The sequence below is a fragment of the Flavitalea flava genome (assembly GCF_054461575.1).
The window spans coordinates 1-25,667 of the sequence record NZ_JBTLQH010000008.1; the positions used below are offsets into that span (position 1 = coordinate 1).

The 25,667-nt window shown below is 43.6% G+C and carries 25 protein-coding genes and 1 pseudogene; 14 read left to right on the plus strand and 12 right to left on the minus strand.

The window, feature by feature from the left end; genetic code table 11:
* Positions 1–96 precede the first annotated feature (96 nt).
* The gene (locus ACX0G9_RS09820; protein ID WP_459064719.1) at positions 97–327 is read left to right on the plus strand and encodes a hypothetical protein; all 231 of its coding nucleotides are present in this window, start codon (positions 97–99) and stop codon (positions 325–327) included.
* Between the two features lie 23 nt (positions 328–350).
* On the opposite strand, the gene ACX0G9_RS09825 is transcribed toward ACX0G9_RS09820, so the two are convergent.
* On the minus strand, positions 351–1,898 hold the full coding sequence (locus tag ACX0G9_RS09825; protein WP_459064720.1) for a Fic family protein: 1,548 nt from the start codon (positions 1,896–1,898) through the stop codon (positions 351–353).
* Between the two features lie 704 nt (positions 1,899–2,602).
* Complete coding sequence (locus ACX0G9_RS09830) at positions 2,603–3,172, minus strand: hypothetical protein (RefSeq protein WP_459064721.1); 570 nt, start codon at positions 3,170–3,172, stop codon at positions 2,603–2,605.
* A gap of 382 nt (positions 3,173–3,554) precedes the next feature.
* Between ACX0G9_RS09830 and ACX0G9_RS09835 the strand changes: the two genes are divergently transcribed.
* Positions 3,555–3,932 (plus strand): helix-turn-helix domain-containing protein, encoded by a 378-nt coding sequence (locus ACX0G9_RS09835; protein ID WP_459064722.1) that lies wholly within the window; start codon positions 3,555–3,557, stop codon positions 3,930–3,932.
* A gap of 18 nt (positions 3,933–3,950) precedes the next feature.
* Positions 3,951–4,484: an ImmA/IrrE family metallo-endopeptidase gene (locus ACX0G9_RS09840; RefSeq protein WP_459064723.1), complete on the plus strand. Its 534-nt coding sequence runs from the start codon at positions 3,951–3,953 to the stop codon at positions 4,482–4,484.
* Between the two features lie 17 nt (positions 4,485–4,501).
* Here ACX0G9_RS09840 and ACX0G9_RS09845 read toward each other — a convergent pair.
* Positions 4,502–5,056, minus strand: a pseudogene (locus ACX0G9_RS09845) (protein kinase domain-containing protein); the annotation flags it as partial.
* A gap of 280 nt (positions 5,057–5,336) precedes the next feature.
* Positions 5,337–6,164, minus strand: a complete 828-nt coding sequence (locus tag ACX0G9_RS09850; RefSeq protein ID WP_459064724.1) for a type IV toxin-antitoxin system AbiEi family antitoxin domain-containing protein — start codon at positions 6,162–6,164, stop codon at positions 5,337–5,339.
* A gap of 410 nt (positions 6,165–6,574) precedes the next feature.
* On the opposite strand from ACX0G9_RS09850, the gene ACX0G9_RS09855 reads away from it, so the two are divergent.
* Entirely contained in the window at positions 6,575–7,120 is a 546-nt protein-coding gene (locus ACX0G9_RS09855) for a hypothetical protein (RefSeq protein ID WP_459064725.1), read from the plus strand.
* Between the two features lie 653 nt (positions 7,121–7,773).
* Complete coding sequence (locus tag ACX0G9_RS09860) at positions 7,774–9,684, plus strand: glycoside hydrolase family 97 protein (RefSeq protein WP_459064726.1); 1,911 nt, start codon at positions 7,774–7,776, stop codon at positions 9,682–9,684.
* Positions 9,685–9,849: 165 nt separating this feature from the next.
* On the opposite strand, the gene katG is transcribed toward ACX0G9_RS09860, so the two are convergent.
* From katG to ACX0G9_RS09875, 3 genes are all read right to left on the minus strand, one after another.
* The gene (gene katG / locus ACX0G9_RS09865; protein WP_459064727.1) at positions 9,850–12,123 is read right to left on the minus strand and encodes a catalase/peroxidase HPI; all 2,274 of its coding nucleotides are present in this window, start codon (positions 12,121–12,123) and stop codon (positions 9,850–9,852) included.
* Between the two features lie 168 nt (positions 12,124–12,291).
* Positions 12,292–13,983, minus strand: coding sequence for a GMC oxidoreductase (locus ACX0G9_RS09870; RefSeq protein WP_459064728.1), 1,692 nt, complete (start codon positions 13,981–13,983; stop codon positions 12,292–12,294).
* 129 nt (positions 13,984–14,112) lie between these two features.
* Entirely contained in the window at positions 14,113–14,514 is a 402-nt protein-coding gene (locus tag ACX0G9_RS09875; RefSeq protein ID WP_459064729.1) for a winged helix-turn-helix transcriptional regulator, read from the minus strand.
* A gap of 102 nt (positions 14,515–14,616) precedes the next feature.
* Between ACX0G9_RS09875 and ACX0G9_RS09880 the strand changes: the two genes are divergently transcribed.
* Positions 14,617–14,997: a nuclear transport factor 2 family protein gene (locus tag ACX0G9_RS09880; protein ID WP_459064730.1), complete on the plus strand. Its 381-nt coding sequence runs from the start codon at positions 14,617–14,619 to the stop codon at positions 14,995–14,997.
* 47 nt (positions 14,998–15,044) lie between these two features.
* On the opposite strand, the gene ACX0G9_RS09885 is transcribed toward ACX0G9_RS09880, so the two are convergent.
* The gene (locus ACX0G9_RS09885; protein WP_459064731.1) at positions 15,045–15,386 is read right to left on the minus strand and encodes a helix-turn-helix domain-containing protein; all 342 of its coding nucleotides are present in this window, start codon (positions 15,384–15,386) and stop codon (positions 15,045–15,047) included.
* A 206-nt stretch (positions 15,387–15,592) separates the two neighbouring features.
* Here ACX0G9_RS09885 and ACX0G9_RS09890 point away from each other — a divergent pair, with 206 nt between their 5' ends.
* Both ACX0G9_RS09890 and ACX0G9_RS09895 read left to right on the plus strand, forming a co-directional pair.
* Positions 15,593–16,330: an SDR family oxidoreductase gene (locus ACX0G9_RS09890; RefSeq protein WP_459064732.1), complete on the plus strand. Its 738-nt coding sequence runs from the start codon at positions 15,593–15,595 to the stop codon at positions 16,328–16,330.
* A gap of 10 nt (positions 16,331–16,340) precedes the next feature.
* Positions 16,341–17,258: a helix-turn-helix domain-containing protein gene (locus ACX0G9_RS09895; protein WP_459064733.1), complete on the plus strand. Its 918-nt coding sequence runs from the start codon at positions 16,341–16,343 to the stop codon at positions 17,256–17,258.
* Positions 17,259–17,268: 10 nt separating this feature from the next.
* Here ACX0G9_RS09895 and ACX0G9_RS09900 read toward each other — a convergent pair whose 3' ends face one another.
* Positions 17,269–18,372: a DNA polymerase beta superfamily protein gene (locus ACX0G9_RS09900; RefSeq protein WP_459064734.1), complete on the minus strand. Its 1,104-nt coding sequence runs from the start codon at positions 18,370–18,372 to the stop codon at positions 17,269–17,271.
* Positions 18,362–19,126, minus strand: coding sequence for a nucleotidyltransferase domain-containing protein (locus ACX0G9_RS09905; RefSeq protein WP_459064735.1), 765 nt, complete (start codon positions 19,124–19,126; stop codon positions 18,362–18,364). The genes ACX0G9_RS09900 and ACX0G9_RS09905 overlap by 11 nt, the downstream gene beginning before the upstream one ends.
* A gap of 122 nt (positions 19,127–19,248) precedes the next feature.
* Between ACX0G9_RS09905 and ACX0G9_RS09910 the strand changes: the two genes are divergently transcribed.
* The 6 genes from ACX0G9_RS09910 to ACX0G9_RS09935 all read left to right on the plus strand — a co-directional run bounded on the left by ACX0G9_RS09910 (position 19,249) and on the right by ACX0G9_RS09935 (position 22,959).
* Positions 19,249–19,929 carry a hypothetical protein gene (locus tag ACX0G9_RS09910; protein ID WP_459064736.1) on the plus strand — a complete coding sequence of 227 codons (681 nt, stop codon included), beginning with the start codon at positions 19,249–19,251 and terminating at the stop codon, positions 19,927–19,929.
* Positions 19,930–20,243: 314 nt separating this feature from the next.
* Entirely contained in the window at positions 20,244–21,065 is an 822-nt protein-coding gene (locus tag ACX0G9_RS09915; protein WP_459064737.1) for a type IV toxin-antitoxin system AbiEi family antitoxin domain-containing protein, read from the plus strand.
* 1 nt (position 21,066) lies between these two features.
* The gene (locus tag ACX0G9_RS09920) at positions 21,067–21,333 is read left to right on the plus strand and encodes a hypothetical protein (protein ID WP_459064738.1); all 267 of its coding nucleotides are present in this window, start codon (positions 21,067–21,069) and stop codon (positions 21,331–21,333) included.
* A 2-nt stretch (positions 21,334–21,335) separates the two neighbouring features.
* Entirely contained in the window at positions 21,336–21,701 is a 366-nt protein-coding gene (locus ACX0G9_RS09925; protein ID WP_459064739.1) for a helix-turn-helix domain-containing protein, read from the plus strand.
* 37 nt (positions 21,702–21,738) lie between these two features.
* Positions 21,739–22,158 carry a DUF6088 family protein gene (locus ACX0G9_RS09930; protein ID WP_459064740.1) on the plus strand — a complete coding sequence of 140 codons (420 nt, stop codon included), beginning with the start codon at positions 21,739–21,741 and terminating at the stop codon, positions 22,156–22,158.
* 282 nt (positions 22,159–22,440) lie between these two features.
* Positions 22,441–22,959, plus strand: coding sequence for a 3'-5' exonuclease family protein (locus ACX0G9_RS09935; protein ID WP_459064741.1), 519 nt, complete (start codon positions 22,441–22,443; stop codon positions 22,957–22,959).
* On the opposite strand, the gene ACX0G9_RS09940 is transcribed toward ACX0G9_RS09935, so the two are convergent.
* Entirely contained in the window at positions 22,954–23,976 is a 1,023-nt protein-coding gene (locus ACX0G9_RS09940; protein ID WP_459064742.1) for an LLM class flavin-dependent oxidoreductase, read from the minus strand. The genes ACX0G9_RS09935 and ACX0G9_RS09940 overlap by 6 nt on opposite strands.
* 64 nt (positions 23,977–24,040) lie before the next feature.
* Positions 24,041–25,633, minus strand: a complete 1,593-nt coding sequence (locus ACX0G9_RS09945; protein ID WP_459064743.1) for a serine hydrolase domain-containing protein — start codon at positions 25,631–25,633, stop codon at positions 24,041–24,043.
* Positions 25,634–25,667 lie beyond the last annotated feature (34 nt).

A 25,667-nucleotide genomic window follows, 5' to 3' on the forward strand; every position in this document is an offset into this window, starting at 1 on the left:
GGCAGTTTACCACCAAGGAGGCCCGGATAAAACTAAAAAAACTTTATCCGACAATATTATATTGACTAGACACTAGGTGTTTCCATTGCAAGCATCATGGAGCACCTTTTTGAGAAAGACTTGATCGGAAACATAAAAAAGCTTCCTGCAACGAAAAAGGATATTTATTTTGAAGTATTGACTCTAAAATTGGACGACTCGATTGCTCAACAAATAGTTGCGGAAATCAACAGTGAAGTGGATTTCAGAGCAGCCCGTTTAGATGATCTCAAAGAATTGTTTACTTGCGAAAACAAAGAAGAAAAGCTATTCCGATTCTTAAGCTAATGATAGTGCACATCTTCTTCAACTCATATCATCGCAACCGGCGTTCCCTTCATTCCCTCCCCCACTAGCCAACCTAAAAATTGCGCAAAAGGCTCAATATCCTGGCCCACACTAGCCCTTTCCAATGCTTGCATGTATGCCTTCCGTTGTTCCACTGGAATCACCGTCCAGGGATATCCCCCCGAAGCAAGCATAGCATTCATCAGAAACCGCCCCATCCGGCCATTCCCGTCCATATAAGGATGAATAAACACAAAGACAAAATGCCCCATCACCGCCCGTACGGAAGCCTCCGGTTCCGATTCCAGGAGTTCAAATAGCACGGGCATGACATCCGGCAACGCATCTACATTAATCGGAACATGCTTGGATCCGCCTATATAAACCTGGTGTGTTCGATAGCCAGCTAGGTCTTCCGGCTTCAGGATACCCGCAATCACACTCGGTTCGAAAAGCTGCCGGTACCATTTCCCATGATCCTCACCCGCTACCCGACCCGCATTTTCGTCGGATAAGATTTTTTGCACGCTCTCCTTTACCTGCTGAAAAGCCTGCCAGTACCCCCTGGCTGCCATAGCATTTCGTTCTCTTTTGTCTTCTTCATATTTATGATGATCCCAATCCCCGCTTCGTACCCGCTCGATCAGTTCTCTGCTTACCCGATATCGCTCGATAGACAGGGAATGATAGGCATCGTTTACATAGAGATTGTCCATCGATTGGAGATACGCTTCTCTATCCGCAGGTAGTCCCGGCGCCGGGGGAAAATGAGGAATAACTACGTCCCGCATTTGATGCCACATAAGACGTAGGCGGTTGACATAAGGCGACCGCTCCCGTAGCGGCAAATTGAGATTTAATTTGGTATCGAAAGGATCTTCCTCCCTCACATTATATCCCGCCGCTGCCATAGTATCCATGATCTGTTGAGCGATACGATCCCGGCCAATATTGCGGAATGCGCCGGCCAATCTTCCGGCATAGGTGGTATGCCCCTTGGCTAACAATATATGGAGTACTTCCGAAGCATCCCGGATCATCGCAAGAGCCGTCCGGGCATCTATCGGATTTTGGGAGAACGTATTGGGCGAGCAAAAGATTAGTGAGCCGGCCAAAGTATAGCACCGTATTCCCCGCATTACCTCTACAACCTCTGACGGTGGAAAAGGGGTTTTCATAACAAATAGTGAAGTATCGTGAGGCAGCGGCATATTGTAATTAGATCCCTCCAATGACCGGACCAACAATTGCTTCGGCACAGTCCAATTACCGGCATGCAATTGCAGCGACTGTTCCGGGGCAACAATCCAATCCTTGCCATACTTTTCGTCGAGAAATCGGCCGAAGAATTCCCAATAGCTACTATACCAGGACGTGCTATCACCTGGTCGTTCATCCGGCCGGCTGGGAGTATACCAACCCTTGGATACTTCTTTCAGGTAGCCGGTCTTCACAAGCAATTCCCGGTTTATCCGGTTGATTTCAGTGGATTTTATCGCGACCAGGCCCTTTTCTTGCAAGCCATGTAATTCTTCCAGCGCGTCAGCCAGCTTTTCACCCGGAGTTGCCATAAGTTGAGAATTTGCGCCTGCCGGACTATTTCCAGGATTCCAAGCGGGCTGTTTTTAGGTTTCCGAGCGGACTATTTTTAGGTTTCCGTGCGGACTATTTTTAGGTTTCCGTGCAAAAATACTGAAAATGAAGAAATTAATAAAGGAAAAATCCTATTAAACCAAGCAATTGATTGACAACATAATGTCTCCTAACCCGGACCCTAAATATATCTTATAGTCGAATAAAGACCTCCCAGGTACCTTAAGAGCAATGAAATAACCAACAGACAAGCCGCCAAATCGGTACCTTCATCCCAGCTCTTTCCCTAGGTCGCAATTCGGTCACCACCCAAACGCCATCCTTATAACATATTGTATTTGAAGCATATAAACCGGCCCATTCGAGTCCAGATTGGACCGCAACATTCAGTCATAAGCTTAATCCATTCTTCTGGGACGGGCCAATTTGATTCCAATTGCTGCTATATCCAAGCGACATTTTGACTAATGAGACCTTCATATATTGCGACTAACTGATGGTAGCCAAATTGGAAATTCCTGGTATTTTAGTAAATCTATCTAAAGGCCTCGCAATGCCAAATCGGAGGAAATAGAACCAGTTATGCGTAGATGAGCCAGAACTTGTTGAGTGAAAATAACAGACCGGAAGACAAGGCTTCCTCCGGCCTGCTTTGATCCAGGACTCTTAGACGGCACGTGATTTACTTTATGCTCGCCACTGGATCGGGCAACTGGTTATAGGTTGGCACCACCAGAATCCTCTCGCCTTGAGACAAGAAAGTCATTGTCACTACACTGCCCAAATTGCCGTAGCCTGCGTCATAATATCGGTATACGGCAGGGACACCATTGGCATTGTGAATTACAAGTCGAAGCTCCTGCTCAAGCAACTTATAGGCTTCATTTTCCGGCTTGAGATTGGCTTCGAGATTTTGCACGTCTGCATCCCACTGTTTTAGCATGTCGGCAATATCGCTCTGGTGTTCGCACTGACGGTATTGCCGATAGAGATCATCTCGAACTTGCTTGGCCTTCGTCAGAGATCTTTCTATATTTCCCACGTCTGCTTTTGTCCGTTGGAAACTGTCGTACAGGGTCTTTCGGACGACAACGACGTTCGGGCACTTGTCCTGCGCGTGGATATCCGTAAAAGAAGAGATAAGTAAGAGTCCTGCAATTAACACTTTGATTTTCATAGCCATAAAATTTTTGTTATTAAAAATCAATGCTTTGAATTGCCGTTCGGTGGAAAACAATGAAGGAAGTAGCATAAAAAGAAAATTAGATTTGAAAATGAAAACATTTCGAGGTGCGTAAAATTGTAAGCTGTACCTAATTCCGCAACCGAACAGACTAACCGCTGGGAGTTATAGAAATAATTGTCATGCTCAAAACGAATCTCTACTTTTGACTACCACATCTCAATTAGATTTGGAGAGCCTAAAGGCCATCCGATCCATTTGAACCAAAGCCGGGCGGTTATCTGCTTGGCTTTGTGATTTTTAGGGTGGCTTAAAGACTTTCATGGTATAAAAATAATACGAATATCGTAAATAGTCAAATTTTTTTACAAATTTACTCTGTCTATATTTTCTATTAAATTTACATTTTATTTATCCCTAGAAGTTTGTAATTTGTGCAAAATCAAGTTATTTGCTGACAGAATCGACCCAGGACGAGATTTACGAGGAACTTGGTAAGCGGATAAAGGCGGCAAGGGAAAAGGAAGGGATAAACCAGGACGTAGTGGCCAAATATCTGGACTTGTCGAGGGTCTCCATTTCCAACATCGAAGCTGGGAAGCAGCGAGTTCAGCTACATACGTTGCTCGATATCGTCAGGATCTTGCGTATTGACCTGAACGAGCTACTTGAGTCCCTTTCTCACTTACTCGTGAACGTAGTCTCTGAAGCGAGAACAAAACGTATCCATGATTCACTGAGCACTCCTTCCACCGCCCGGGATGTCACCGAGGAGGATACCAACCGGGTCAATGATTTCATTAGTTTTATTAAATCTAAAGACGCATAAATCGGGTAGCGATGAACCATGCTTAACGAATTGTCATTTCAAAAATGTGAGGACACTGCTCAACAGATGATTTCCGACTTTAAGATCATCGAACCGGCCGTGGATATCTTTGGTATTGTGAAGGGAATGAGTATCGAACTGCTGGAGTACAACCTGGGCGATGATACCTCTGGTGTTTTGGTGATCCAGAATGGAAAAGGCATCATTGGCTTCAATCCCAAGGAAGCCCAAGTACGAAGAAGATTTACTGTGGCGCACGAATTGGGACATTTCCTGCTCCACCGTACAACGAATGACCTATTCGTCGATAATTTCTTTTTGATGAAATTCCGAAAAAACAATGCTTATACCGAAGAAGACTACCGGCACGAGCAGGAAGCCAACGCCTTTGCGGCGGCCCTACTTATGCCGGAAACCTTCCTAGAGGAAGAAATGAAAAAGATGGAGTACCAGAGGCTCTCCGAAGCCGATTTTATTGGTCGGCTAGCCAGAAAATTTGAAGTCAGTATACCTGCGATGACCTATCGGCTGACCAATTTGAATATCTTTTAGCCGAATTCCTCGTCCTTTTATTTTTCATCGACATAACCCACCGCCTCCTTGATCGAGGCTCTTTCTGCGGATTTCCGCCATTTGTGTTGGTCGGACGACGCTTGAATTAATACTTGTTTCTTCCCAGAAACAATTCTATAATATCTGTTGCGGTCTTTGAAATATGCGTATAAGAATCGTCCATCCATCCACCAATCATTACTTTCTTTCTGATAGTCGTATAATGCTTTTTGGAATGCTGGGCAATTTGGGTACCGCGCCTGATAATCAACATTCAAAGCTTTACGCAGAATCGTCTTTAGTTGGCGGTCGACATACACTGGCAAGGAGTCTAGATTCAGAAATTTCCCTTTAACAATTTTGTCTTTAATCTGCTGTTCGAAATAAGGTTTTTGAGATCCAGCAGAAAGTTGATGAAGTTTCTGGCGTTCCTTCGTTTTGAGCCATTGTTCCGGATGATTAACGGAAAATGCGCCGTGGAGTAATTTAAAGAGAATGACGCCGACTTGATAAATGTCGGATTGCCGGTAATGTCTCCCATCGGCGATTAGCTCCGGCGGCATATAATAGAGCGTACATTGGCCATTTTGCGTTTATTCCGTGCCGGTAATAAGCTTCTTAACAGATCCAAAATCAGCGATATAAGGATTGTTATTGGACGCATCGATCAGAATATTTCCTGCCTTCAGGTCCATATGAATAGTAATGTACCTCCTTTAAATACCAATAGCTTTGAAAGGCGTTGATGCCTTGACACGCCCAAAAGTATCCATGTAAGAATATAATCCTTTTCGATTTGTGTATCACGCACAACCACCTTGCGCGCATATTGTTGTATTTCTCCAGGCTTAATCATGTCAGGATTGAAGATTTAATGGTTTCTGAATCTATATTTTGCTGAATACTCCAACGGCTTAACCTCTTCCCTACTTTTTCCATTTCTGTATCTAAGAGGACGTAAGAGTCTGTTTTAAGGCCCTGCAAATCTTCGATGATAGGCGTATCAATTTTTAATAGCTCCAATAAAAAACCAAGCCTTTTAATTACTGCTTGCGAATCAAATTTCTTACAATAGTCCAATAATCTTTCAAAATTGATAGATGTTCTGGCCGTGTAAAGAGCCTTTCCTATTTCTACGATTCCACCTCCATAATCAGGTCTGAACAGGCAATCTATAAATGTCTTTTCCAAATCGGAGCATATTACCTTATTAAAGGAATCTATCCAAACTTTTTCCGTTCCGAAAAAATGCTTTTCATTATGATAGATAAACTGAAATGTTACATTCTTTACCTTGATCAAAGCAGGTTTTATTTGATGATCCGTAACAATTAATTCCGTAAGAGAAGGCTGGGTGATTAACTGGTGCAAGTGAAGCGCTGAATAATAGCCGATATAAAACTTGCTCTCACCCACTAAAAATTCCGCCAATAAATGCCAGTCCGGCATGAATGTTTGAGGATTCTGGTCAAAAGGAATAATATAGTATAAACCTCTTTTGATACGCATTAACAGGCCTCGTTTGGCCATGTCGCTTAGTAATTCCTTAACTGCACTTACGGAAGTATCCGGCAAAGCTTTTAAAGCTTTAGAAATGGTAAAGCAGAGCTTCTGGCTATTGAAAAAATAGCCTAAAACCTTGTTTGACTGATAAGATATATTTTTATGTTGCATATCCATTTAGTCAGGTTAAACCTGACCAATTAGATACAAAATAACATAAAAATATCCATTTTTTCAATAAATTATTCTTTCATATCCATTTAGTCAGGTTTAACCTGACTAAAGTACTATAAAACATCATTTTTTGAGTCGAAGCCTGGTATGATCACATTTACTCAAAAACCACCTAAATCTATTCTCCTATCTTTAATCATCTTACGTTAATTCAAGACCAGTTCGCTATTTTAAAGTCTCTCTTCAAGGGAAGGAAAGACATTTATGCCATCCACTGGGAAAAAATGGAAAAACCAGCTATTTTACCGCCTAGGAATGAAATGAAATGGCAGGAATATTCTTTGCGAAGGCATCTTCAGGATGTTGGGCTAACGACAATGAAAAGGGGACCTAAAAAATGAAGCCTATTTAATATGTTCAAAAAAATCGCTCGCAAAGCATGCCTGGCGCAGTATCCCAAGTTTCCGTGGACCGATCACAGGCACGATAACTATTTTTTTCCCAAAGCCAGGTGCGGATATATTTTGATGCTATCCTCAAACTCTATTAACAGGCATGCGAAAAATCTGGCAACTGAAACGGTGAACTTAGTTCAGCTCCTTGGAGTTGAATCGCTCATATTTCTTGGAGACACCAAAACTCCCTGGCTATATCAGCAAAACGACTATAAGCCAGCGAACCTAGCTCTTGTCTACCTGTTTGAAAAGAAAGTCGGAAGCAAATTCAATGGTGGCTTCGAAATTTCGATAGACGAATTGGCGAAATTCTTAACCCATTTGTTTTGGCTTGTCCGTTGTAACGCAACACTTCCGACGGTCCATTTTATGAACAAGAAACAGGATTTCTTGGGTAGCATCTGCAAAAATGGAAATATTCATTTCTTCGCATTAAATAAGAAGTGTGATAGCCGCCTGAATGATGTCCTTGGCCAAACCTCCTTTAAAAAGGCCGAAAAATAAAAATGCCATGACCAATTTTCGAAACCTGGTCCAATTAAAGGGAGAGAAACGCAAAAGGTTTCAAGGCGGTGATATTGCAGCAAGTGGCTGCAAGATTGACCCATTTTGTCCACGATACAACAAGATTTGTTATCTCCACTTTTTATATACTTTTGCTCTCGCTAATCCTAGTTAGCCAAACAAAATGCGCACCATCTTCACATATCAATCAGGCACACTTGCTACAACAGACATCAGGGCTATTCTGGCAAGTACCCGTATTGTCTTTATTACCAACGGGGAGACAGATCCATTCCCGGTGCTAAAAGGTTAGTATTCCTATAATAGTATAGTATGCAGGCCTCTTCCCGGAAAAGCGGCCTTTTTTATTTGTCTCCCCTACCAGATTCAAAACAATTTTTTCAAGTATCACCACACAGACATGAACCGGACAATTAAAATATGTACCAGCGCTTTTAAAGGCGATTTTCCTTAATGGGTAGGTAGTTAGTTAAGTTTTGTTATTACCTACCCATCCTGGCCTTAATCCCGGTAACTATCTCCATCCAAAAATCTACATCACCATTTGCAAATCTCCAGGTTTCCCTACTTTTGCTCCTGCTAACCCCGATTCCCGTTTCCAAAAAATTGCTTAACTAACTAAAACAATGAACTTGTCCAAATTGATAGCCGGTTTCTGTTACTTATTGTTAAGTGTTCAATTATTGCAGGCACAACAAATGAAAGACTTAACTTCTCCCGATGGGAAACTAGTTTATTCCTTCAGTTTATCGCAAGAAGGCGTTCCGTCGTATTCCATTACTTACCGGCAAAGACCTTTTATACTTTCTTCGGCATTGGGTATTGGTGGTTGGGCAAAAGGACTGGTATTAACAGATGTAACTTTTTCAAACCAGGATACCACCTGGAAGCCCGTATACGGTGAACGAAGCCAGGTGAGGGATCATTACCATCAAATCATCATCACCTTTTTGCTAAACAACAATAAAAGAAATAAATTTCAATTGCAGGTGAGGGCTTATGACGAAGGCATTGCTTTCCGGTATGTATTTCCCGAAAACCCGGTTGCAGGATCGGACGCCAGTATTATGGGTGGAATGGATGTAAGCATAAAAAAAGAGCTAACTGAATTTACGGTGCCTGCGGGAGCTAAAGCATGGTTTACCAGCAGGGCACAAGGCGCCTATAGCCTGCTGCCGTTGACGAATTGGCCCGATGAAGCTGAACGGCCGCTGGTATTGCAAATGGCTGATGGAAAATATGCATGTCTTGCAGAAGCGGCCATGGTTAATTATGCACGCACTAAATTTAGTCTTGATACGGAGAAGGCCAACACCATTCGTTGTTCGATGTACGGTGAGGTGGATTTATTTACACCCATCACTACGCCATGGAGGGTCATCATGGGTGCCGATCAACCGGGAGAACTGTTGGCTAACAATGATCTTTTGCTGAATCTCAATGCTCCCTGCGAAATTAATAATACCACGTGGATACAGCCGGGCAAAATCATGCGTGAAATGACCCTGACCATGAAAGGTTCAAAAGACCTGGTGGACTTTGCCGTTAAACGCCACTTGCAATATATTCATTTTGATGCAGGCTGGTATGGTTATGAATACGTGGTGGGTTCGGATGCCACGAAAGTAAAGGTAGATCCACGCCGCAATCCAAACAGCGATTTGGACATTCAGGAAGTAATCCGTTATGCTAAATCCAAAGGCATTGGCGTTTTCTTATACGTCAACCAGCGAGCACTTTACCAGCAACTGGACCAACTTTTACCGCTGTACGAAAAATGGGGCGTCAGTGGTATAAAGTTCGGTTTTGTGGAAGTGGGCTCGCACCGCTGGACTACCTGGCTGCATGAGGCAGTAAGAAAATGCGCACAATTTCATTTGATGGTTGATGTACATGATGAGTACAGGCCAACTGGTTTCACCCGCACATACCCCAATCTTCTTACACAGGAAGGGGTGCGTGGTAACGAGGAAATGCCGGAAGCGACCAACAGTACCATTCTTCCATTTACGCGTTTTATTGCAGGCCCGGCTGATCATACCATTTGCTACTATCATCGCCCTGAATTAAAACAACGTCTTGCAGAAGCGCAGAATCCAAGGGTTATGAAAACCACTTCCGGTCACCAGTTGGCACTGGCTGCCATTTTTTACAGCCCGTTACAATTTTTATATTGGTATGATTTACCATCCGATTCTCAGAACGAGCCCGAACTGGAATATTTTGATCATATTTCCACCGTTTGGGATGATACAAAAGTGATGGGTGGAGTAATAGGCCAATATATTACCGTTGCCCGCCGTAAAGGAGAAGATTGGTTTGTTGGCACTGTCACAAATACGGATGCCCGTTCTTTGAGCTTACCGTTGATTTTTTTAACGTCAGGCAAAAAATATGAAGCCAGTATTTATTATGATGACCCTGCATCAAAGGTCCGCACAAAGGTTTCCATAAAAAGGCTGAAAGTTGATTCATCTACTGTACTGGATACGCATCTGATAGCATCTGGCGGACAAGCTATCTGGATAAGGCCTGCAAAATAAATTTATTTCTCGCCCACCAACCACATCGCCGCCACATGGGATTTTATGCCATCAAACAAATAGAAGATATCATGAAAACGTCGACACGACATGACCGGCCTGTCGTGTCGACGTTTTTGATGACCGCACTGGATAATTGACCACTCTGGACGAAAGTGAAGTGGATCAGGCTACCTCAAATCTGTCCAAATTCATCACTTTATCCCATGCTGCTACAAAGTCCTTCACAAATTTGTCCTGGGCATCAGCGCTTCCGTACACCTCGCCAATAGCTCTCAGTTCTGAATTAGAGCCGAACACAAGATCTGCACGGGTACCTGTCCATTTTGTTTTACCGGAGGTACGGTCACTGCCTTCATAAATCTCCTTGTCTGCGGATATTGCTTTCCAGGCGGTGCTCATGTCGAGCAAGTTTACAAAGAAATCGTTCGTAAGGCAGCCTGGACGAGAGGTAAAAACACCATGTTTAGAACCATCAAAATTAGTGTTTAAAACACGCAAACCACCCACCAATACGGTTAACTCAGGAGCCGTAAGTGTCAGCAACTGGGCTTTATCGATCAATAATCCCTCGGTAGATACACTGGATTTTGAAGGGCGGTAGTTGCGAAAACCGTCAGCAAGGGGTTCCAGGTATCCGGCTGATTCAACATCCGTTTGTTCCTGCGAAGCATCCATACGGCCAGGTTTAAAAGGAACGGTGATCGTATGTCCTGCATCTTTCGCTGCTTTTTCGATACCGGCCACTCCGGCAAGTACAATTAAATCTGCCAGGGATACTTTTTTACCGTTTGCCTGCGCAGCATTAAATTCTTTTCCAATGCCTTCTAAGGTGTTCAATACTTTTTGCAACTGCGCGGTATTGTTGACCCGCCAGTATTTTTGAGGAGCCAGGCGAATGCGGGCTCCATTGGCACCTCCGCGTTTATCGGAACCACGAAAGGTGGAAGCCGAAGCCCATGCTGTAGAAACCAGTTCAGAAACGTTCAATCCGGATCCCAATACTTTTGCCTTCAGGCCTGCAATATCATTTTCGTCGATCAATATATGATCAATGGCAGGAATAACATCTTGCCACAGCAGTTCTTCTTTCGGCACATCAGGTCCCAGATACCGTACACGAGGTCCCATATCGCGGTGTGTTAGTTTAAACCATGCCCGGGCAAAAGCATCGGCAAATGCTTCGGAGTTTTCCAAAAACCGCCTGGATATTTTTTCGTAAACCGGATCGACCCGTAAAGCAAGATCAGTAGTAAGCATAGTTGGTTTATGCTTTTTTGAAACATCATACGCATCAGGAATGATCCCCGATGCATCTTTAGCTACCCACTGCTGCGCCCCGGCCGGACTTTTAGAAAGTTCCCATTCAAAGCCAAACAGATTTTCGAAAAAATTATTACTCCATTGGGTGGGAGTTTTCGTCCAAATTACTTCAAGCCCACTGGTAATAGTATCTGCACCCTTACCTGAACCATACGCGTTACTCCAGCCAAAGCCTTGCGATTCAATACCTGCAAGTTCGGGCTCTTTGCCCACATGGGTAGCCGGAGCAGCCCCATGGGTTTTGCCAAAGCTGTGGCCGCCTGCTATCAGGGCAACTGTCTCTTCATCGTTCATAGCCATTCGCCCGAATGTATCACGTATGTCCCGGGCTGCGGCAATAGGGTCAGGATTTCCATCAGGACCCTCGGGATTTACATAGATCAAGCCCATTTGTACCGCCGCCAAAGGCTTTTCCAGATTGCGGCTATGGTCCCCTTCAGAATTGTCATCTGAAACCAGTACGCCATGGTTCTCTTCGACACCCGGGGAGCCATGTGCATAACGCAGATCGCCACCCAGCCAGGTGGTTTCGGAGCCCCAATACACGTCTTCCTGGGGTTCCCATACATCGGGGCGTCCGCCGGCAAAGCCGAAGGTCTTAAAACCCATTGATTCCAGGGCTATATTGCCGGTAAGGATCATCAAATCCGCCCATGAAATATTGCGGCCATATTTTTGCTTGATGGGCCAAAGCAGCCTGCGGGCCTTATCCAGACTCACATTATCGGGCCAGCTATTCAGCGGAGCAAACCGTTGCTGTCCTGCACCTGCACCACCACGTCCATCGCTGACACGGTAGGTGCCTGCACTGTGCCATGCCATACGAATGAATAAAGGGCCATAATGCCCGAAGTCGGCCGGCCACCAGTCCTGCGAATCGGTCATGAGTGCATGAAGGTCTTTTTTCACCGCTTCCAGATCGAGTTTTTTAAACGCTTCGGCATAGTTGAAGTCTTCCCCCATCGGGTCTGATAAAGCCGAGTGCTGACGCAGGATGCCTAACCTTAGCTGATTGGGCCACCAGTCACGGTTCCTGGTGCCGCCACCGGCAACATTTTGCTTTATACTGCCGTTATGAAACGGGCATTTACTGATGTCTCCAGATTCTTTTTCCATTTTTACAAATTTATAGTAATGAATGACTTTTACTTGCTCCTGGTGTTTGTACGGGATGATGAATTTATGATATTTGAGAATATAATCAAGATCAATTAATTCTATATTATCATAGTTAAAATCTATCAAGGCATGCTGTTTTACCCGAAGAATAAGCCTCACCGTATATCAAATCCCCCCCCTTTTCATCTCCCCTACAGCAAAATCCACCGCCCGCGCGGTCAATGCCATATACGTGAGCGAAGGATTCTGACAGCCGCCCGAAGTCATACAGGAACCATCCGTGACGAAAACATTTTTTACGGCATGCAGCTGATTGTAACCATTCAGGATAGATGTTTTCGGGTCTCTTCCCATTCTTGCAGTCCCCATTTCATGAATGCCATGACCCAACGGGGAATGATTGTCTGTATGTACGATATTTTTGAAACCTGCCTTTTCCAACATCTCTGCTCCCTGCACGAGAATATCGGCCGTCATTTTATCTTCATTTGTATTCCAGCCGGCATTCATATGCAGAAGAGGCATTCCCCACGCATCTTTTTCAGTCTTGCTTAAACTCATGTGGTTGGCATGATCGGGCAGGCATTCCCCCATGCCAACCATCCAGATATTCCAGGGTCCCGCTTCCGATAGCCGGTCCTTTAAATCAGCACCGATCGAAGATTTATGGTCCTGAATGCTGCCGGTACCTCTCGAAGCGCCGCATGCAAAGGCATAACCACGCAGAAAATCCTTTTGCCGGTCGTCACCGAAGTTGCGAAACCGGGGGATATATACGCCGGTAGGTCTCCGGCCAAAATAGTACTGGTCCTGAAATCCATCATAGCTCGCGCCAAGCCGGCCCCGGTAATTATGATCCATCAGGTAATGACCGAGCACCCCACTGTCATTCCCCAAACCGTTGGGGAAACGGTTGGATGTGGAGTTTAGAAGGATTAAGGTTGTATTGATCGTACTCGCATTGACAAAAATGATCCTGGCAAAATACTCCCTGGCTTCATGGGTATTTGTATCGATCACCCGCACGCCGGTTGCCTTGCCTTTCTGTTCGTCGTAGATGATCGAATGCACGACGGAGAAGGGAAGGATAGTCAGATTACCCGTCTTTGCCGCTGCAGGGAGCGTGGCAGAATTCGAACTGAATGCTGCGCCAAAGGGACAGCCACGGTCGCACAAGTCCCGGTATTGACAAGGCCCTCTGCCATTGATGGCACGGGTAACATTGGCCGTCCGGGATATAATAAGATTACGTCCGGGATAATTCCCCTCGATGCTGGTCTTAAAATATTTCTCCAGACAATTCATTTCCATCGGAGGCATAAATTCTCCATCGGGTACTTGGGAGAGACCATCCAGGTTACCGCTAATGCCGGCAAACTTCTCCACGTAGGAATACCAGGGCGCAATATCCTTATACCGGATGGGCCAATCGACAGCTATTCCTTCCCTGGCATTCGCACCGAAATCCAGGTCACTCCAACGCTGTGTCCAACGGGCCCAAAGCATGGACTTACCCCCTACCTGGTAACCGCGTACCCAGGTAAAGGGTTTGTCTTCCCGATAGGGATGCTCCCGATCCTTTACAAAAAAATGCTCATTGGCCTCCGATACAACCCCTGCCCTGCATAGTTGCGGATTCTCCTGTAAAAACTTCTCCGGTAGCCGGCCTCTATGCGGAAAATCCCAGGGAGGAGTATTTGCCGTAGTATAGTCCTTAATATGCTCGACGTTCCTGCCCCGTTCCAATACAAGGGTCTTCAATCCTTTCTCACAAAGCTCTTTGGCAGCCCATCCACCAGAGATTCCGGATCCGATGACAATGGCATCAAAGGTATTTTTTTGTTTTCCTTCTCCCATGATAAATAGTTAAAGTTTTAGGCCGGGTTCAATCGTCCGTTCACAATAAACGCAGGATTCTTCCGATTCAGTTTCAAGTCTGGATTGCATTAAATTAGGTCAATTTATGATTTTTCATTTAATTAAGGGCTATTGGTTATTTAGCTTTTCAAAATACTCCTTAATAACCCTCGCTTTGTCTTTTTTTATTTTTTTCCCTAGCTCCCTGCGTGGACAGTTGGCATTGTATTTTGCTCCCCAATCCATTATTTCAATGATAATGGGCAGCAAGTCGATTCCCTTCTGAGTAAGACTGTAAATAAATTTTGATTTGTTGTTTGGTGCTATCTGTTTTAGCAGGATCTTTTCACCCTCCAAAATGGTTAACCTGTTCACAAGAATATTGGTAGCGATTTTTTCCTCCGATTTCAGAAATTCGCTGTAAGACATTTTACCCCGAAGCATAATATCCCTGATAATCAGCAACGACCATTTATCTCCAAAAATGTCCAGGGAGCAACTGATGGGGCAATCTGACCTGGTATTGTTCATACTATTTATTTAAAGTACTTGCGAATTGCAATATCTTTTTTATCTTAGCACTTGCAAAATGCAACAACAAAGGTAATGATTGTTAAATCTTAAAAAAGAAAAATGGAACATTCAAAAATGACAAAACAGCTCCTGGATACCTATTACAAAGGTTTTGCCCAAAAGGAGGGATGGGAATCGGTGCTCTCTGATGATTTTACATTTATTGGCGGTGACCTGACAAAAACGACACCCGCTGTAGGAAAAGCGGCCTACATGGAGGTGATTAAGCGGTTTTCCCGTGTGTTTGAAACCATGCGTGTAAAGGAAATGATGATTGAAGGCGATAAAGCCTGCGTTATTGGAAACTATGATTTTAAATTTCCTAACGGAGTAACAATGAATGGAGATGTGGCCGAAATCTGGAAGGTGAAGAATGAGAAATTGAACTCGCTGACGATATTTTTTGACACCCTTACTTTTGATAAGAATACGCCAAAGTAACCTTTATTTCACCGCTTCTCCTCCAATTTTCACCGATAAGGGAGTAATCAAAGCGATCCTTCTTTTGCGGGTTTTTTAAAAGCAGAAGGGCTCATCCCGCTATGTTTTTTAAACATGCGGTTAAAATGGCTTTTGTCGGTGAAACCAAATTCATCGGCAATCTCATTTATGCGCATATTGCTGTGAAGCAGGCGGTTTTCAATGAGCTTAAATTTGTATTGCATGATGTATTGCTGATAGGTCTCATTAAAGTGCTTCTTAAAATAACGGCCCAGGTAGGTTTCAGAAATGGCGAATCGTTGGCTGATAAGGTAGACCAACCTGGTCGGCACCTGTGTAGTCAGCCTAAGTTTGTGCAGTGCGAAGGGCTCCCATGCAGGCAGGATCATGGAATCCCACTAATTTCTGTGCCGGAGAGCCGTAGGACTTAATTATCATTGCGCTAAAATAATGTCGTATTAATACACTACAATGATGCAAAAGGAGGTATTACAGAACGGCCATTAAATTCAGTGAAATTAAATGTTGTGATTCCGGCTACAACATTTACCATTCAGGCTAACTTTCAATGCTAATCTTTATTGAGATTTGTGTTATGGAAAATATCAGAGGAAAAGTAGTAGCCATAACCGGTGCAAGCAGCGGAATTGGCGAGGCCATTGCGTTGCTATTGGCCGCTCAGGGAGCTAAAGTTGTTTTAGGTGCAAGGCGGAATGATCGCCTGGAAGATTTGACAAACCGTATCAATAAAGCAGGTGGCAAAGCAGTATATTTGCTTACCGACGTTAAAAAACGAGAAGACCTGGTTAAGTTGGTAGACCTGGCTGAAAAAACTTACGGTAAGTTAGATGTAGTTATCAATAACGCCGGTATCAGTCACATTTCCCGCATAGACGATTTACAGGTAGAAGATTGGGAAGATATGATAGATGTGAATCTTAAAGGTGTTTTGTATGGGATTGCTGCTGCCTTGCCAGTGTTTAAAAGACAAGGCTCAGGTCATATCATTAATATCATTTCCACGTCAGGGATCAAAATAGTTCCTACACAGGGTGTATACGCCGGCACAAAGAATGCGGTGCGTACCATCGCAGAAGCGTTGCGGCAAGAATCCGGTGGAAAATATAGGGTAACCGGTATTTCTCCGGGATTTGTGCAAACTGAACTGGTAGACCATATTAAAGATGAGGCAACCAAAGCGGTATTAAAAGATAAGGTAGCAAAAATCGCTTTAGCTGCTGATGATATTGCAAATGCCGTGTCTTATGCGATCAGTCAGCCGGGTAACGTTGACGTTGGCGATATTGTGATAAGGCCAACCGTTCAGGACTAAATTCACTTGTATGAAAGCCACCAATTCAAAGCCTTTAGTTTTTAAAAGTATTTCCGGGTTAATGCGGGAGCTGGGCATGCCTACCCCTCTCCATCCTTTGGTGGCTTTGGTAAATTACGATATAGACAAGATCAAATTAGAGCATGCCGGGCAAAGCTTTCTGATCGACTTTTATAAGATCTCATTCAAGCGGAATTTTAAGGGACAGGTAAAATACGGGCAGGGCTATTTTGACTTTGAGGAAGGCGGACTTGCTTTTTTGGCGCCAAACCAACTGGTTACCATGACCGGCGATGAAAGCAGCTATGAGGGTTACACTCTTTATTTTCATGCCGACCTGAACCGAAATTATCAGTTGGGTAAAAATATGCCTCAATATGGTTTTTTTTCCTACGCAATAAATGAAGCCCTGTTCCTTTCGGAAAAAGAAAAAAAAATCATAATCACACTTTTTAACAGTATTTCAGCTGAACTTGAAAACAACATCGATGCTTTTAGCCAGGATGTGATTGTTTCTCAGATAGAACTATTGCTTAATTATAGCAACCGGTTTTACAACCGTCAATTTCTGACCAGGAAAGCTGTTTTTCACGATCTGATATTCGAGATGGACACGTATCTTTCTAAACAGTTTGGAAACGAAACAGCAACCATAACGGGTTTGCCCTCGGTAAAAGATGTTGCCGATCACCTGGGAGTTTCTTCCAGGTATTTAACAGATATGCTCAAATCACTCATCGGCCAAAGTGCGCAGCAGCATATCCATAACCACCTGATTGAAAAAGCCAAGATATTGCTTTCTACGGGCCATCTGAGCATTGCAGAGATTGCTTATCAGTTGGGATTCGAGCATCCGCAATCCTTTAATAAATTGTTCAAACGCATCGCCAACGTTTCGCCAAATGCGTTTAGACAATCATTTAATTAGAAGAAGACAACTATTTTTTTTGAGGTGGAAAATTTTCATAAAACCCTTCTCGTATCCTTACCAGCAAATCCTCCCCCAATTGATAATCCGGAGTTTCCGGCAACCCAGACCTATCATATGCCTCTTCAATCTTCTCCATTTTTTCCTCCACCATTTGGATCAATTCATGATAGTCGAATGTTCCGGACCGTATCTTCAGCAAAAATTCCCTGTCCTCCCGATGAACGATTACCCGGTGATGGGTAGCAATCTCTTCAGCCATGGCCAGGAGGCGGAAAGTATGCATCATATTTTTAGCATCATAATTCTTTCCATGAGATAAGGTGTTCTTGTAACGTTCATCATTCCGTTCTTCTACCCATGTCCAATACTCTCCATATTCCCGGCAAAAAACAGAATAGCCATCTTTATTAAAATGCAGGGTAGCCAGCGGTTCGATAGCTTTGGAAATCGAACTTAGCTGAACATCACTCGCCGCAACAGAAGAAATGATCCCTCTAAGTCTTTCGGATTCCTGTCTTTCAGAGCCAACAAACTGCTCCTGGTGGTATAATAAATAGGCATCCCGGAAATGTGCCAGATTAACCAGGCCGCAATCCTCCTGGCAATAGGCATTTTCCCTCAGCCAATCATTGAGCGGTATTGTCCCATTTCCTTTTACCACATAGCAGAATTCCAGCACCGATTTGCGTTCCTTTTCAAAAGATTGGTTCATCTTTTTATTCAGACCTCTGGCCTTTTTCACCTGTGTTTTGGCGTATCCCGCAAAAGTATCCAGGCATATTTTGGAAAGAAAATCTTCGGGTCTGATCAAATCCATTAGGGGATGCCGGAACAAAACGGAGTCAGCCGGAGTGCTTAACAATTCGAGAATGTTAGGATTATTTTTGGAAAGCAGTTCCATAAAACGGCCTATCTCAAAAAAGACCTCATCATTGGTGCGGTTAGAAACCTGTTCCGTATAGGTCAGCCCGTATAATTCTTTTTGAGGCAGGACGAAAATGCCTTTGATATCCGTGTCTGAAGTAGGCAGGGAAAGATTATAGGCCTTACTGCCACTGATGCTTTTCAGTAAAAGATGCTGCGGTTCCTCAATAAGTTGTTTAAAGGTCATGATTTCCAATATATTTCCTGAATAAGGCGTCCAAGGCTATTATATCACGTTTAACCGGTTCGATGGCATCCGACTGTTCCTTGCAATAGATCAGGGTCTTTTCAATCCATTGTTGTAATAAACCTACGGGGTTGATCAAGGCCTTTTCATCAGCCGATTTCTTTCGATCCAGCAGATCATCCACTGATGTATTCCAATTAGGATCTGTTATTAGTGTACGCAACTGGCCGAATTCCATTGGAGGCAGAGATCTTTTTTCAATAATCCATAGACAAGCCAGGAGCGGCCGCAATGCATAAAAGTATTTCTTCAGCTTTACCTGTTCACCCTGGAGATCGTTTTCAAAAGTATTTCTGGCCATGGAAAAATAGTGGTGGCAGCCTGACCGGTGGGAAAAATAAGCCTCCATTAATTCCTTTAGCTCTTTGGAAAAACTGCCCTTCTCCTTATAAATAATGGGTGATTGCAGCCATTCGTAAAGGGGTGCATTGGATTTCAGGAACAATTGCAAGACTTTTCGGATATCCCAGCCATTTACATCCAATTCCTGGTTAACCGGCAGTTCAATCGTGTCCTTTCTTTCGCGGATACTAAGATAATTATTCACCGGCTGAGCATAAATAAAACGCACATCATAATCACTGTCGGGCGAGGCGAACCCCCAGGCCCTGCTACCCGATTCACAGGCATACAATATCCTAACCTGGTTATTTTGTTCAATGGCCCTGATTTGTTGGTCAATAGCTTCCTTCATATTCTCTAAAAATCGTTTATAATTCCTTAAACTCCTACCCCTTCACGCAAAAACCAGCAAATAATCTTTATAAAATGCAGATCAGGCACCTAGGGAATTAAAATTTTAATTAATATTATACTATGAATACCCCGGAAATAGTCGAACTAAAGAATATCGATCCGGAAGACATTTCGGATGTACTGGTAAAAATCGATAAATCATTTGATCTTAAACTAAAGAACAACGCATTCGATAATGCAAGAACCTTTGGTGATATCTGTGATATCATTTTCAGCAAGATAAGGTTTGATCATGTGGAAGGGTGTACGACCCAACAGGCATTTTATAAAATCCGGCAATCCATTGCCATGACCCAGCAAGTAGAAAAAAACACCATCTCGCCTGATACTGTTTTGGAAGGTCTGATTCCCCGAAAAGGCCGCCGGCAAAAGATGCCACAAATAGAAAAAGAACTTGGTTTTCCTTTAAAAATATTGAGACCGAGGGAATGGCTAATTAGTATTCTCCTAATTAGCCTCCTTCTTTCTATAATTTCATTATTTATTAATTGGGAAACTGGCCTCGTTGGTCTAATCATAGTAATAACCGGCTACATAATTGCAGGATGGTTTGGCAAAGAGTTTTCCGTTCAAACAGTTGGAGAGATTGCCAATAAAATGACCCGTGACAATTATCTGAAATCACGGCGCAATCCAAAAACAGTGACCTTGCAGGAAATTGATAAAAATATAAGAGATCTCTTCAACCACAACCTCAACGTGGATCCTTCTGTATTAACCAAAGAAGCTTCCCTTTTTTAATTTATACTTTATCTTTTTATATATATTTGCAATACTAAAATGTTTTAAGTCTGCATTTTCCCATACCTCAATGGTTATTACGAATACCGGTATTTAGGAAATGAGATTTTTTAGTCCTATTTATTCTACAACCTACCTTGCAAGTTTATAGAGAAATTCAAACACATTTCGTGGGAAGTATTTCTTTCTTTTGAACTATGCCATTCAGAGGAAATTAATAATTCCCTAATCAATTATCTTGATTATCAATATTTTAGTTAATCTTATTTCATATCCATATAGAGACCTAAAAAGTCTCCAAATAGCTATAAGATATGATATATAAAACCCTTTCCAGTAAATCAGCAGAAGTAATTAAATATTTCACTGTTCTAAATAAGCCGGCCTTTACCCTGGATGAAGCCAATTTATTATTAAAGACATCTAATAGAGATGCCGTTAAAAAACTAATGCGTGACATGATTAAACGAGGATTGCTCTTACGCCTTAAAGAGGGAGTCTATTGGATCATACCCTATGAGCAGGATGCCAATACCTATTTTCCGAACTGGCATTTGATTACAAAATACCTGGTTGGAGATGCAGATTATTATATCGGTTACTATAGTGCTCTGGAAATACATAGCTTGATCACGCAGCCATCTCTTATTGAGCGCATCGTTGTAAACAAACAAATCAAGCCTTCCATACTGAAGATTAATGGTATCAAATTTCAGTTTATTTATTATAACACAGACCATTTTTTTGGAAATAAGAAAATATGGGTAGACGGATTTAACAAGGTTAGCTGCTCCGACCTGGAGAAGACATTTGTCGACAGCCTATATAAACCAGATTATTCCGGTGGTATCGTTGAAATTGCAAAGGCTTTGTACAAATCAAAAGACAAAATAGATTTCCAAAAACTTTACCATTATTGTGAACGGTTCAAAACTCAATCGGTAATTAAACGATTAGGATTTTTAATGGAGCTGTTGGATATTAAAAACCCTATTTCCGAATCCTTGGAGCGTTTAAAATCCGACTCCTTTATCCTATTAGAACCTTCCTATGAAAAGAAAGGCAAATGGATAAAGAAATGGAACGTTATGCAGAATATGGAAACAAGGGATATTATTTCACCTTTATTTACATGATATGATCCATCCAAAAGAAGGGAATGCGGTTGCGAAAACCCTCACCTCACTAACATTAATGGGAAGGACCGAACCACGGGACCTTAAGCCCGAATTTGAACGGAAAGCCAAAAACAAAGGACATGACCCTGTTCAGTTTGAGGTCAAAGTGTTGGCAAAAGAGAAAAATCTAGGCCAAAGTTGGCAAAGGAAACTCGAAGACCAGGTATATGATCTTCCGAAATTCGTTGATGTATTCAGAGAAGCAAAAAGGCATTTTAAATTGTAAACATGGCATCCTTAAAATACAAAGTCATAAAAACCATAACCCAATACAAAGAGTATTGTAACCTGTTGGAAGAAATCGTCATGATTAAAAAGAAAACCAGACAGCAGCAGGATACAATAGATTTATTGACCCTTTTGATTGAAAAATGGGATGAAGAACACAATACTTTTTCCGATGCAGATCCGGTGGAAATCCTTGATTTCCTTATGAAAGAAAATAAACTGAAAGCCGTTGACCTTGCCAACGAAATAGCCGTTAGCAAAAGTCTGGTATCAGATATTCTGCATTACAGGCACGGGTTTTCCAGGGATATTATCTGCAAACTAGCTAGTCGGTTCAAAGTTTCGCAGGAGCTTTTCAACAATTAAGAGTCGTATCTTTGTATCGCCAATTTATTAAAAATTAATGCGAAATAATAATACCATCGAAGGCAAGATTCTCACACGGATTTCCCGAATGAAATCCCGTGTGGTCTTGCGTGAAGATTTCACTGATTTAGGGGGATACGATCAGGTTGGTAGAACCTTGCTAAAGTTAGCCAGGAAAGGGAAGATCCTTAAAATCGGTTATGGACTATATGCAAAAACTAAGATATCATCTATGACAGGCGAAGTCCTTCCAATCCAAAGTTTGCCCGCCCTTGCCAAAGAAGCTCTCAATCGCTTGGGAGTAGAAGTCAATCCAACCAAGGCAGAAGTAGAATACCTGGCAGGACGATCTACCCAGATTCCAACTGGTAAACTGATCGGTGTAAAAAATAGAATTAGCCGCAAAATAGGATACAAGGAGATCTCTATCAATTATGAGCGTGTTTCCCGAATATAATTGAAGAAGTCGCTTCATTAAAAGGCATTAGTGAATCCTTTGTTAAAAAGATATTGATTTTAGAGTAATAGCTCCTAACACTCTTTTCCCTCGCGCGGATGTATTGCGGCCACATATCATAGTTAAATTTCCGCCCACCGTCAGTTCCTCCCGTTATAGTAACATCATCCCCTAACTCGCTGCAATTTTTTTCCAAACTATTCCAAATTTCTTATATATATTTGCGGCCTAATTAAACCACAAACAGAAATCAATAAACCAATAAATCACTAAAAAAATCCTATGTCATACATCATGGTAGACGTCGAAAGTGACGGGCCAATCCCTGGCCATTATTCGATGGTTGCTTTCGGGGCCTTCATCGTAGATGAAGCTTTGGATAAATCCTTTTATGGAATGCTCCGCCCGATCTCGGATAAATTCATTCCTGAAGCCTTAGCTGTGTCCGGTCTTACCCGCGAACAAACCCTCGCCTATAGAAATCCTCAAAAAGTAATGGAGGATTTCGCACTATGGCTGCGCCTATTCAGTAAAGGCCAGCCCATCTTTATCAGCGACAACAACGGTTTCGACTGGATGTTTATGTGTTGGTATTTTCACCATTTTACAGGGAGCAACCCGTTTGGCTATAGTTCGCAAAATCTGGGAAGCCTTTACAAGGGAATGGTAAAAGACACGTCTCAGAATTTCAAACACTTAAGAAAGACAAAACACACCCACCATCCGGTGGACGATGCGAAGGGGAATGCGGAAGCTTTTCTGACCTTAATAAAGGAATATGATCTGAAAGTAAGGCTATAGATTAACAGCCGGTGCTATCCGGGTTCCTATCAATTCGATGGCTTGCATGAGTTTTTCATGTGGCAGCGACGCACTATCCATCTGGAAAGTGAGTCTTGAAATGCCGCCCAGGGCTTCGCTATGACGAAGGATTTTTTCTGCTACTTCTTCCGGGCCGCCGACCAATAAAGCTCCTTTCGGACCTCTTTGCGCATCGAATGAAATCCTTGTCATCGGCGGCCATCCCCGCTCTTTTCCAATTTTCGTCATGCCGGCCGCATAACCCGGATAAAAATCATCTATCGCTTCTTTGGTAGTAGGAGCCACATAGCCCAGGGAATGTAATCCTACTTTCAGTATATCCGGGGAATGCCCGGCCTTTTTTCCTGCTTCCCGGTAAAGGTCTACCAGTGGGCGAAAATGATGCGTTTCCCCTCCAATGACCGCCACCATCAGGGGAAGACCGAGACGACCGGCGCGAACAAAGGATTCAGGCGTACCACCGACACCTATCCAGATGGGAAGCGGATCCTGCAAGGGTCTGGGATAGACAGGGAGATTTTTGAGTGCAGGCCGGAATTTGCCGGACCAGGTGACAAATTCGTTTTTCTGAATATTGAGCAATAGCGATAATTTCTCCGAAAAAAGCGCATCATAATCTTCCAGCGCTAAACCAAACAAAGGAAAAGACTCGATAAAAGAGCCACGCCCAACCACCATTTCTGCCCGACCCTCGGAAATCAGATCCAGGGTAGCGAAGCTTTGAAACACGCGTACCGGGTCAGCCGCACTAAGGACCGTGACGGCGCTGGTCAGACGGATACGTTTTGTGCGGGCTGCGGCAGCGGCGAGGATCAGGGCAGGTGCCGAATCCAGGAACCCTTTCCGGTGATGTTCTCCGATTCCGAAGACATCCAGCCCGGACCGGTCGGCATGCTCGATTCTTTCGAGCAATTGAGCCATACTATCCTTATCATTCAGTGAAGTGCCGTTATCATTATTGAACATTGCTGCAAAACTGTCAATCCCTATTTCCATACGTTGTATTTATCAGAAAAAATTCCCTTCCAATAAGAACGTTTAATACCCCGGTTTTGTTTGCCTACCCCGATATCCTCCCCTCCAGCATCTTCCGGGAATCAGCCGTTTTCTTCGCAGCCTGAGCCCCACTATCCAGGAACGAAACGGTCAAACGGTCATCCGAAAAAACGCAGGTGACCCGATCGCCAAAGATCGACTCTACCATACGGGTATTCAGTTGAAGGGTATGGTCATTGATCCAGGTTGCCGTACCGGCGATGCGGCTAGGCATAACAGCGGCCATTCCCGGAGTAAACAGATATGGATCCCGTTGGGGAGTAACGATCCAGTTTTCCCATCCGAAAGTAAGGGTCTTACTTTTTCCGGCAGCGCCACCGACAACGGTACAGCCTTTATCGGAAAAGGAAAATTGCAGGGTATCCAGGCCAAAATCATTGGCAGACAGCGACCATTTTTTTGCATCATATCCTGACGACACCGGAGAAACAACCGAACCTTTAGCAACAGGTAATGTCAGTGCAGCCAGGTCTTTTTTCAAACCGGTCTGGTCATCGTTGTTTTCCGGAAGAACACCCGGTTTCATACCTGTTGGTAGATGATCCCAAATGATGTTTAGGGAATGCTGCATATCGGAACTTTGACTGGTGACGGCAAGAACGGCGTCCAGTTCAGGCATGACGATACAATATTGACCAAAAGCACCGTCTCCCCGGTAAAACCCATGTGTGCAGCGCCAGAACTGGTATCCATATCCCTCCGACCAATCTCCGTTATTAACCTGCGAAGTAGTTTGCGCACGGGTAGCTTCTTTCACCCACTCTTCCGGTAAGATGGCCATATCTTTCCATTTCCCCTTCTGCAGATACAGTTGACCCAGTGCGGCAATATCTTCCGTCTTTACCCTCAACCCATAGCCGGCCGTATTTAATCCCTGCGGGGAGGTTTCCCAATCATAACCTGTAATCCCTAAGGGTTTGAATAATCTTGGGGCCAGGTAAGCCTCCAGGGTCTCTCCGGTTATCTGATGAAGAATGGCGCCAAGCATATAGGTATTTCCGGTATTATAGAGGAAATGCGTTCCCGGAGCAAAAGGCACCGGCTGGGCCAGAAAAGTCCTGATCCAGGTTTCCTGGGAAGCCCGCATCTTCGGCAAAGTATCCTCACCATGGCCCGTATTCATGGTTAACAGGCTGCGAACTGTCATCTCCCGGAGATTATCGTTGATGATAGCTGGAAGATCCTGCGGGAAAAAGGAAATAACCTTGGCATGAATATCGAGTTTCCCTTCTTTTACCAGCAGACCTATTGCCGTACTCGTAAAACTTTTTGACAGGGAATAAAGCGTATGAACAAACTGGGATTCAAAAGGCTGCCACCAGCCTTCAGCAATGACCTGTCCGTGACGTAGTAGCATAAAACTGTGCCAGCTGATATCCGACGCATTGGCAGCGGCGATAAACTCACGGATGGACCTCGAGGAAACACCCTGCGATTCAGGAGTAGCCCGCGGGAAACGGGGCAGATCGCCACCCGGAAAAGACGACAGATCATCCGGGGTCCAAAAGTTGCCCAATCCGGCAAATGCAGGGGATAGACCCAGACCGGCGAATCCTGCGCCGGCTTTCTTTATAAATTGTCTTCGGTTGGAATGCATACAGGCTGTTTGATAGAAGGTGAGGTGTTATACA

What these genes read in the sequence shown, in the direction of transcription:
- ACX0G9_RS09820 (WP_459064719.1), top strand. Translation starts at nt 97, where the DNA reads ATGGAGCACCTTTTTGAGAAAGACTTGATCGGAAACATAAAAAAGCTT.
- ACX0G9_RS09825 (WP_459064720.1), bottom strand. Translation starts at nt 1,898, where the DNA reads ATGGCAACTCCGGGTGAAAAGCTGGCTGACGCGCTGGAAGAATTACAT.
- ACX0G9_RS09830 (WP_459064721.1), bottom strand. Translation starts at nt 3,172, where the DNA reads ATGCTACTTCCTTCATTGTTTTCCACCGAACGGCAATTCAAAGCATTG.
- ACX0G9_RS09840 (WP_459064723.1), top strand. Translation starts at nt 3,951, where the DNA reads ATGCTTAACGAATTGTCATTTCAAAAATGTGAGGACACTGCTCAACAG.
- ACX0G9_RS09850 (WP_459064724.1), bottom strand. Translation starts at nt 6,164, where the DNA reads ATGGATATGCAACATAAAAATATATCTTATCAGTCAAACAAGGTTTTA.
- ACX0G9_RS09855 (WP_459064725.1), top strand. Translation starts at nt 6,575, where the DNA reads ATGTTCAAAAAAATCGCTCGCAAAGCATGCCTGGCGCAGTATCCCAAG.
- katG (WP_459064727.1), bottom strand. Translation starts at nt 12,123, where the DNA reads ATGGAAAAAGAATCTGGAGACATCAGTAAATGCCCGTTTCATAACGGC.
- ACX0G9_RS09870 (WP_459064728.1), bottom strand. Translation starts at nt 13,983, where the DNA reads ATGGGAGAAGGAAAACAAAAAAATACCTTTGATGCCATTGTCATCGGA.
- ACX0G9_RS09875 (WP_459064729.1), bottom strand. Translation starts at nt 14,514, where the DNA reads ATGAACAATACCAGGTCAGATTGCCCCATCAGTTGCTCCCTGGACATT.
- ACX0G9_RS09880 (WP_459064730.1), top strand. Translation starts at nt 14,617, where the DNA reads ATGGAACATTCAAAAATGACAAAACAGCTCCTGGATACCTATTACAAA.
- ACX0G9_RS09885 (WP_459064731.1), bottom strand. Translation starts at nt 15,386, where the DNA reads ATGATCCTGCCTGCATGGGAGCCCTTCGCACTGCACAAACTTAGGCTG.
- ACX0G9_RS09890 (WP_459064732.1), top strand. Translation starts at nt 15,593, where the DNA reads ATGGAAAATATCAGAGGAAAAGTAGTAGCCATAACCGGTGCAAGCAGC.
- ACX0G9_RS09895 (WP_459064733.1), top strand. Translation starts at nt 16,341, where the DNA reads ATGAAAGCCACCAATTCAAAGCCTTTAGTTTTTAAAAGTATTTCCGGG.
- ACX0G9_RS09900 (WP_459064734.1), bottom strand. Translation starts at nt 18,372, where the DNA reads ATGACCTTTAAACAACTTATTGAGGAACCGCAGCATCTTTTACTGAAA.
- ACX0G9_RS09905 (WP_459064735.1), bottom strand. Translation starts at nt 19,126, where the DNA reads ATGAAGGAAGCTATTGACCAACAAATCAGGGCCATTGAACAAAATAAC.
- ACX0G9_RS09910 (WP_459064736.1), top strand. Translation starts at nt 19,249, where the DNA reads ATGAATACCCCGGAAATAGTCGAACTAAAGAATATCGATCCGGAAGAC.
- ACX0G9_RS09915 (WP_459064737.1), top strand. Translation starts at nt 20,244, where the DNA reads ATGATATATAAAACCCTTTCCAGTAAATCAGCAGAAGTAATTAAATAT.
- ACX0G9_RS09920 (WP_459064738.1), top strand. Translation starts at nt 21,067, where the DNA reads ATGATCCATCCAAAAGAAGGGAATGCGGTTGCGAAAACCCTCACCTCA.
- ACX0G9_RS09925 (WP_459064739.1), top strand. Translation starts at nt 21,336, where the DNA reads ATGGCATCCTTAAAATACAAAGTCATAAAAACCATAACCCAATACAAA.
- ACX0G9_RS09930 (WP_459064740.1), top strand. Translation starts at nt 21,739, where the DNA reads ATGCGAAATAATAATACCATCGAAGGCAAGATTCTCACACGGATTTCC.
- ACX0G9_RS09935 (WP_459064741.1), top strand. Translation starts at nt 22,441, where the DNA reads ATGTCATACATCATGGTAGACGTCGAAAGTGACGGGCCAATCCCTGGC.
- ACX0G9_RS09940 (WP_459064742.1), bottom strand. Translation starts at nt 23,976, where the DNA reads ATGGAAATAGGGATTGACAGTTTTGCAGCAATGTTCAATAATGATAAC.
- ACX0G9_RS09945 (WP_459064743.1), bottom strand. Translation starts at nt 25,633, where the DNA reads ATGCATTCCAACCGAAGACAATTTATAAAGAAAGCCGGCGCAGGATTC.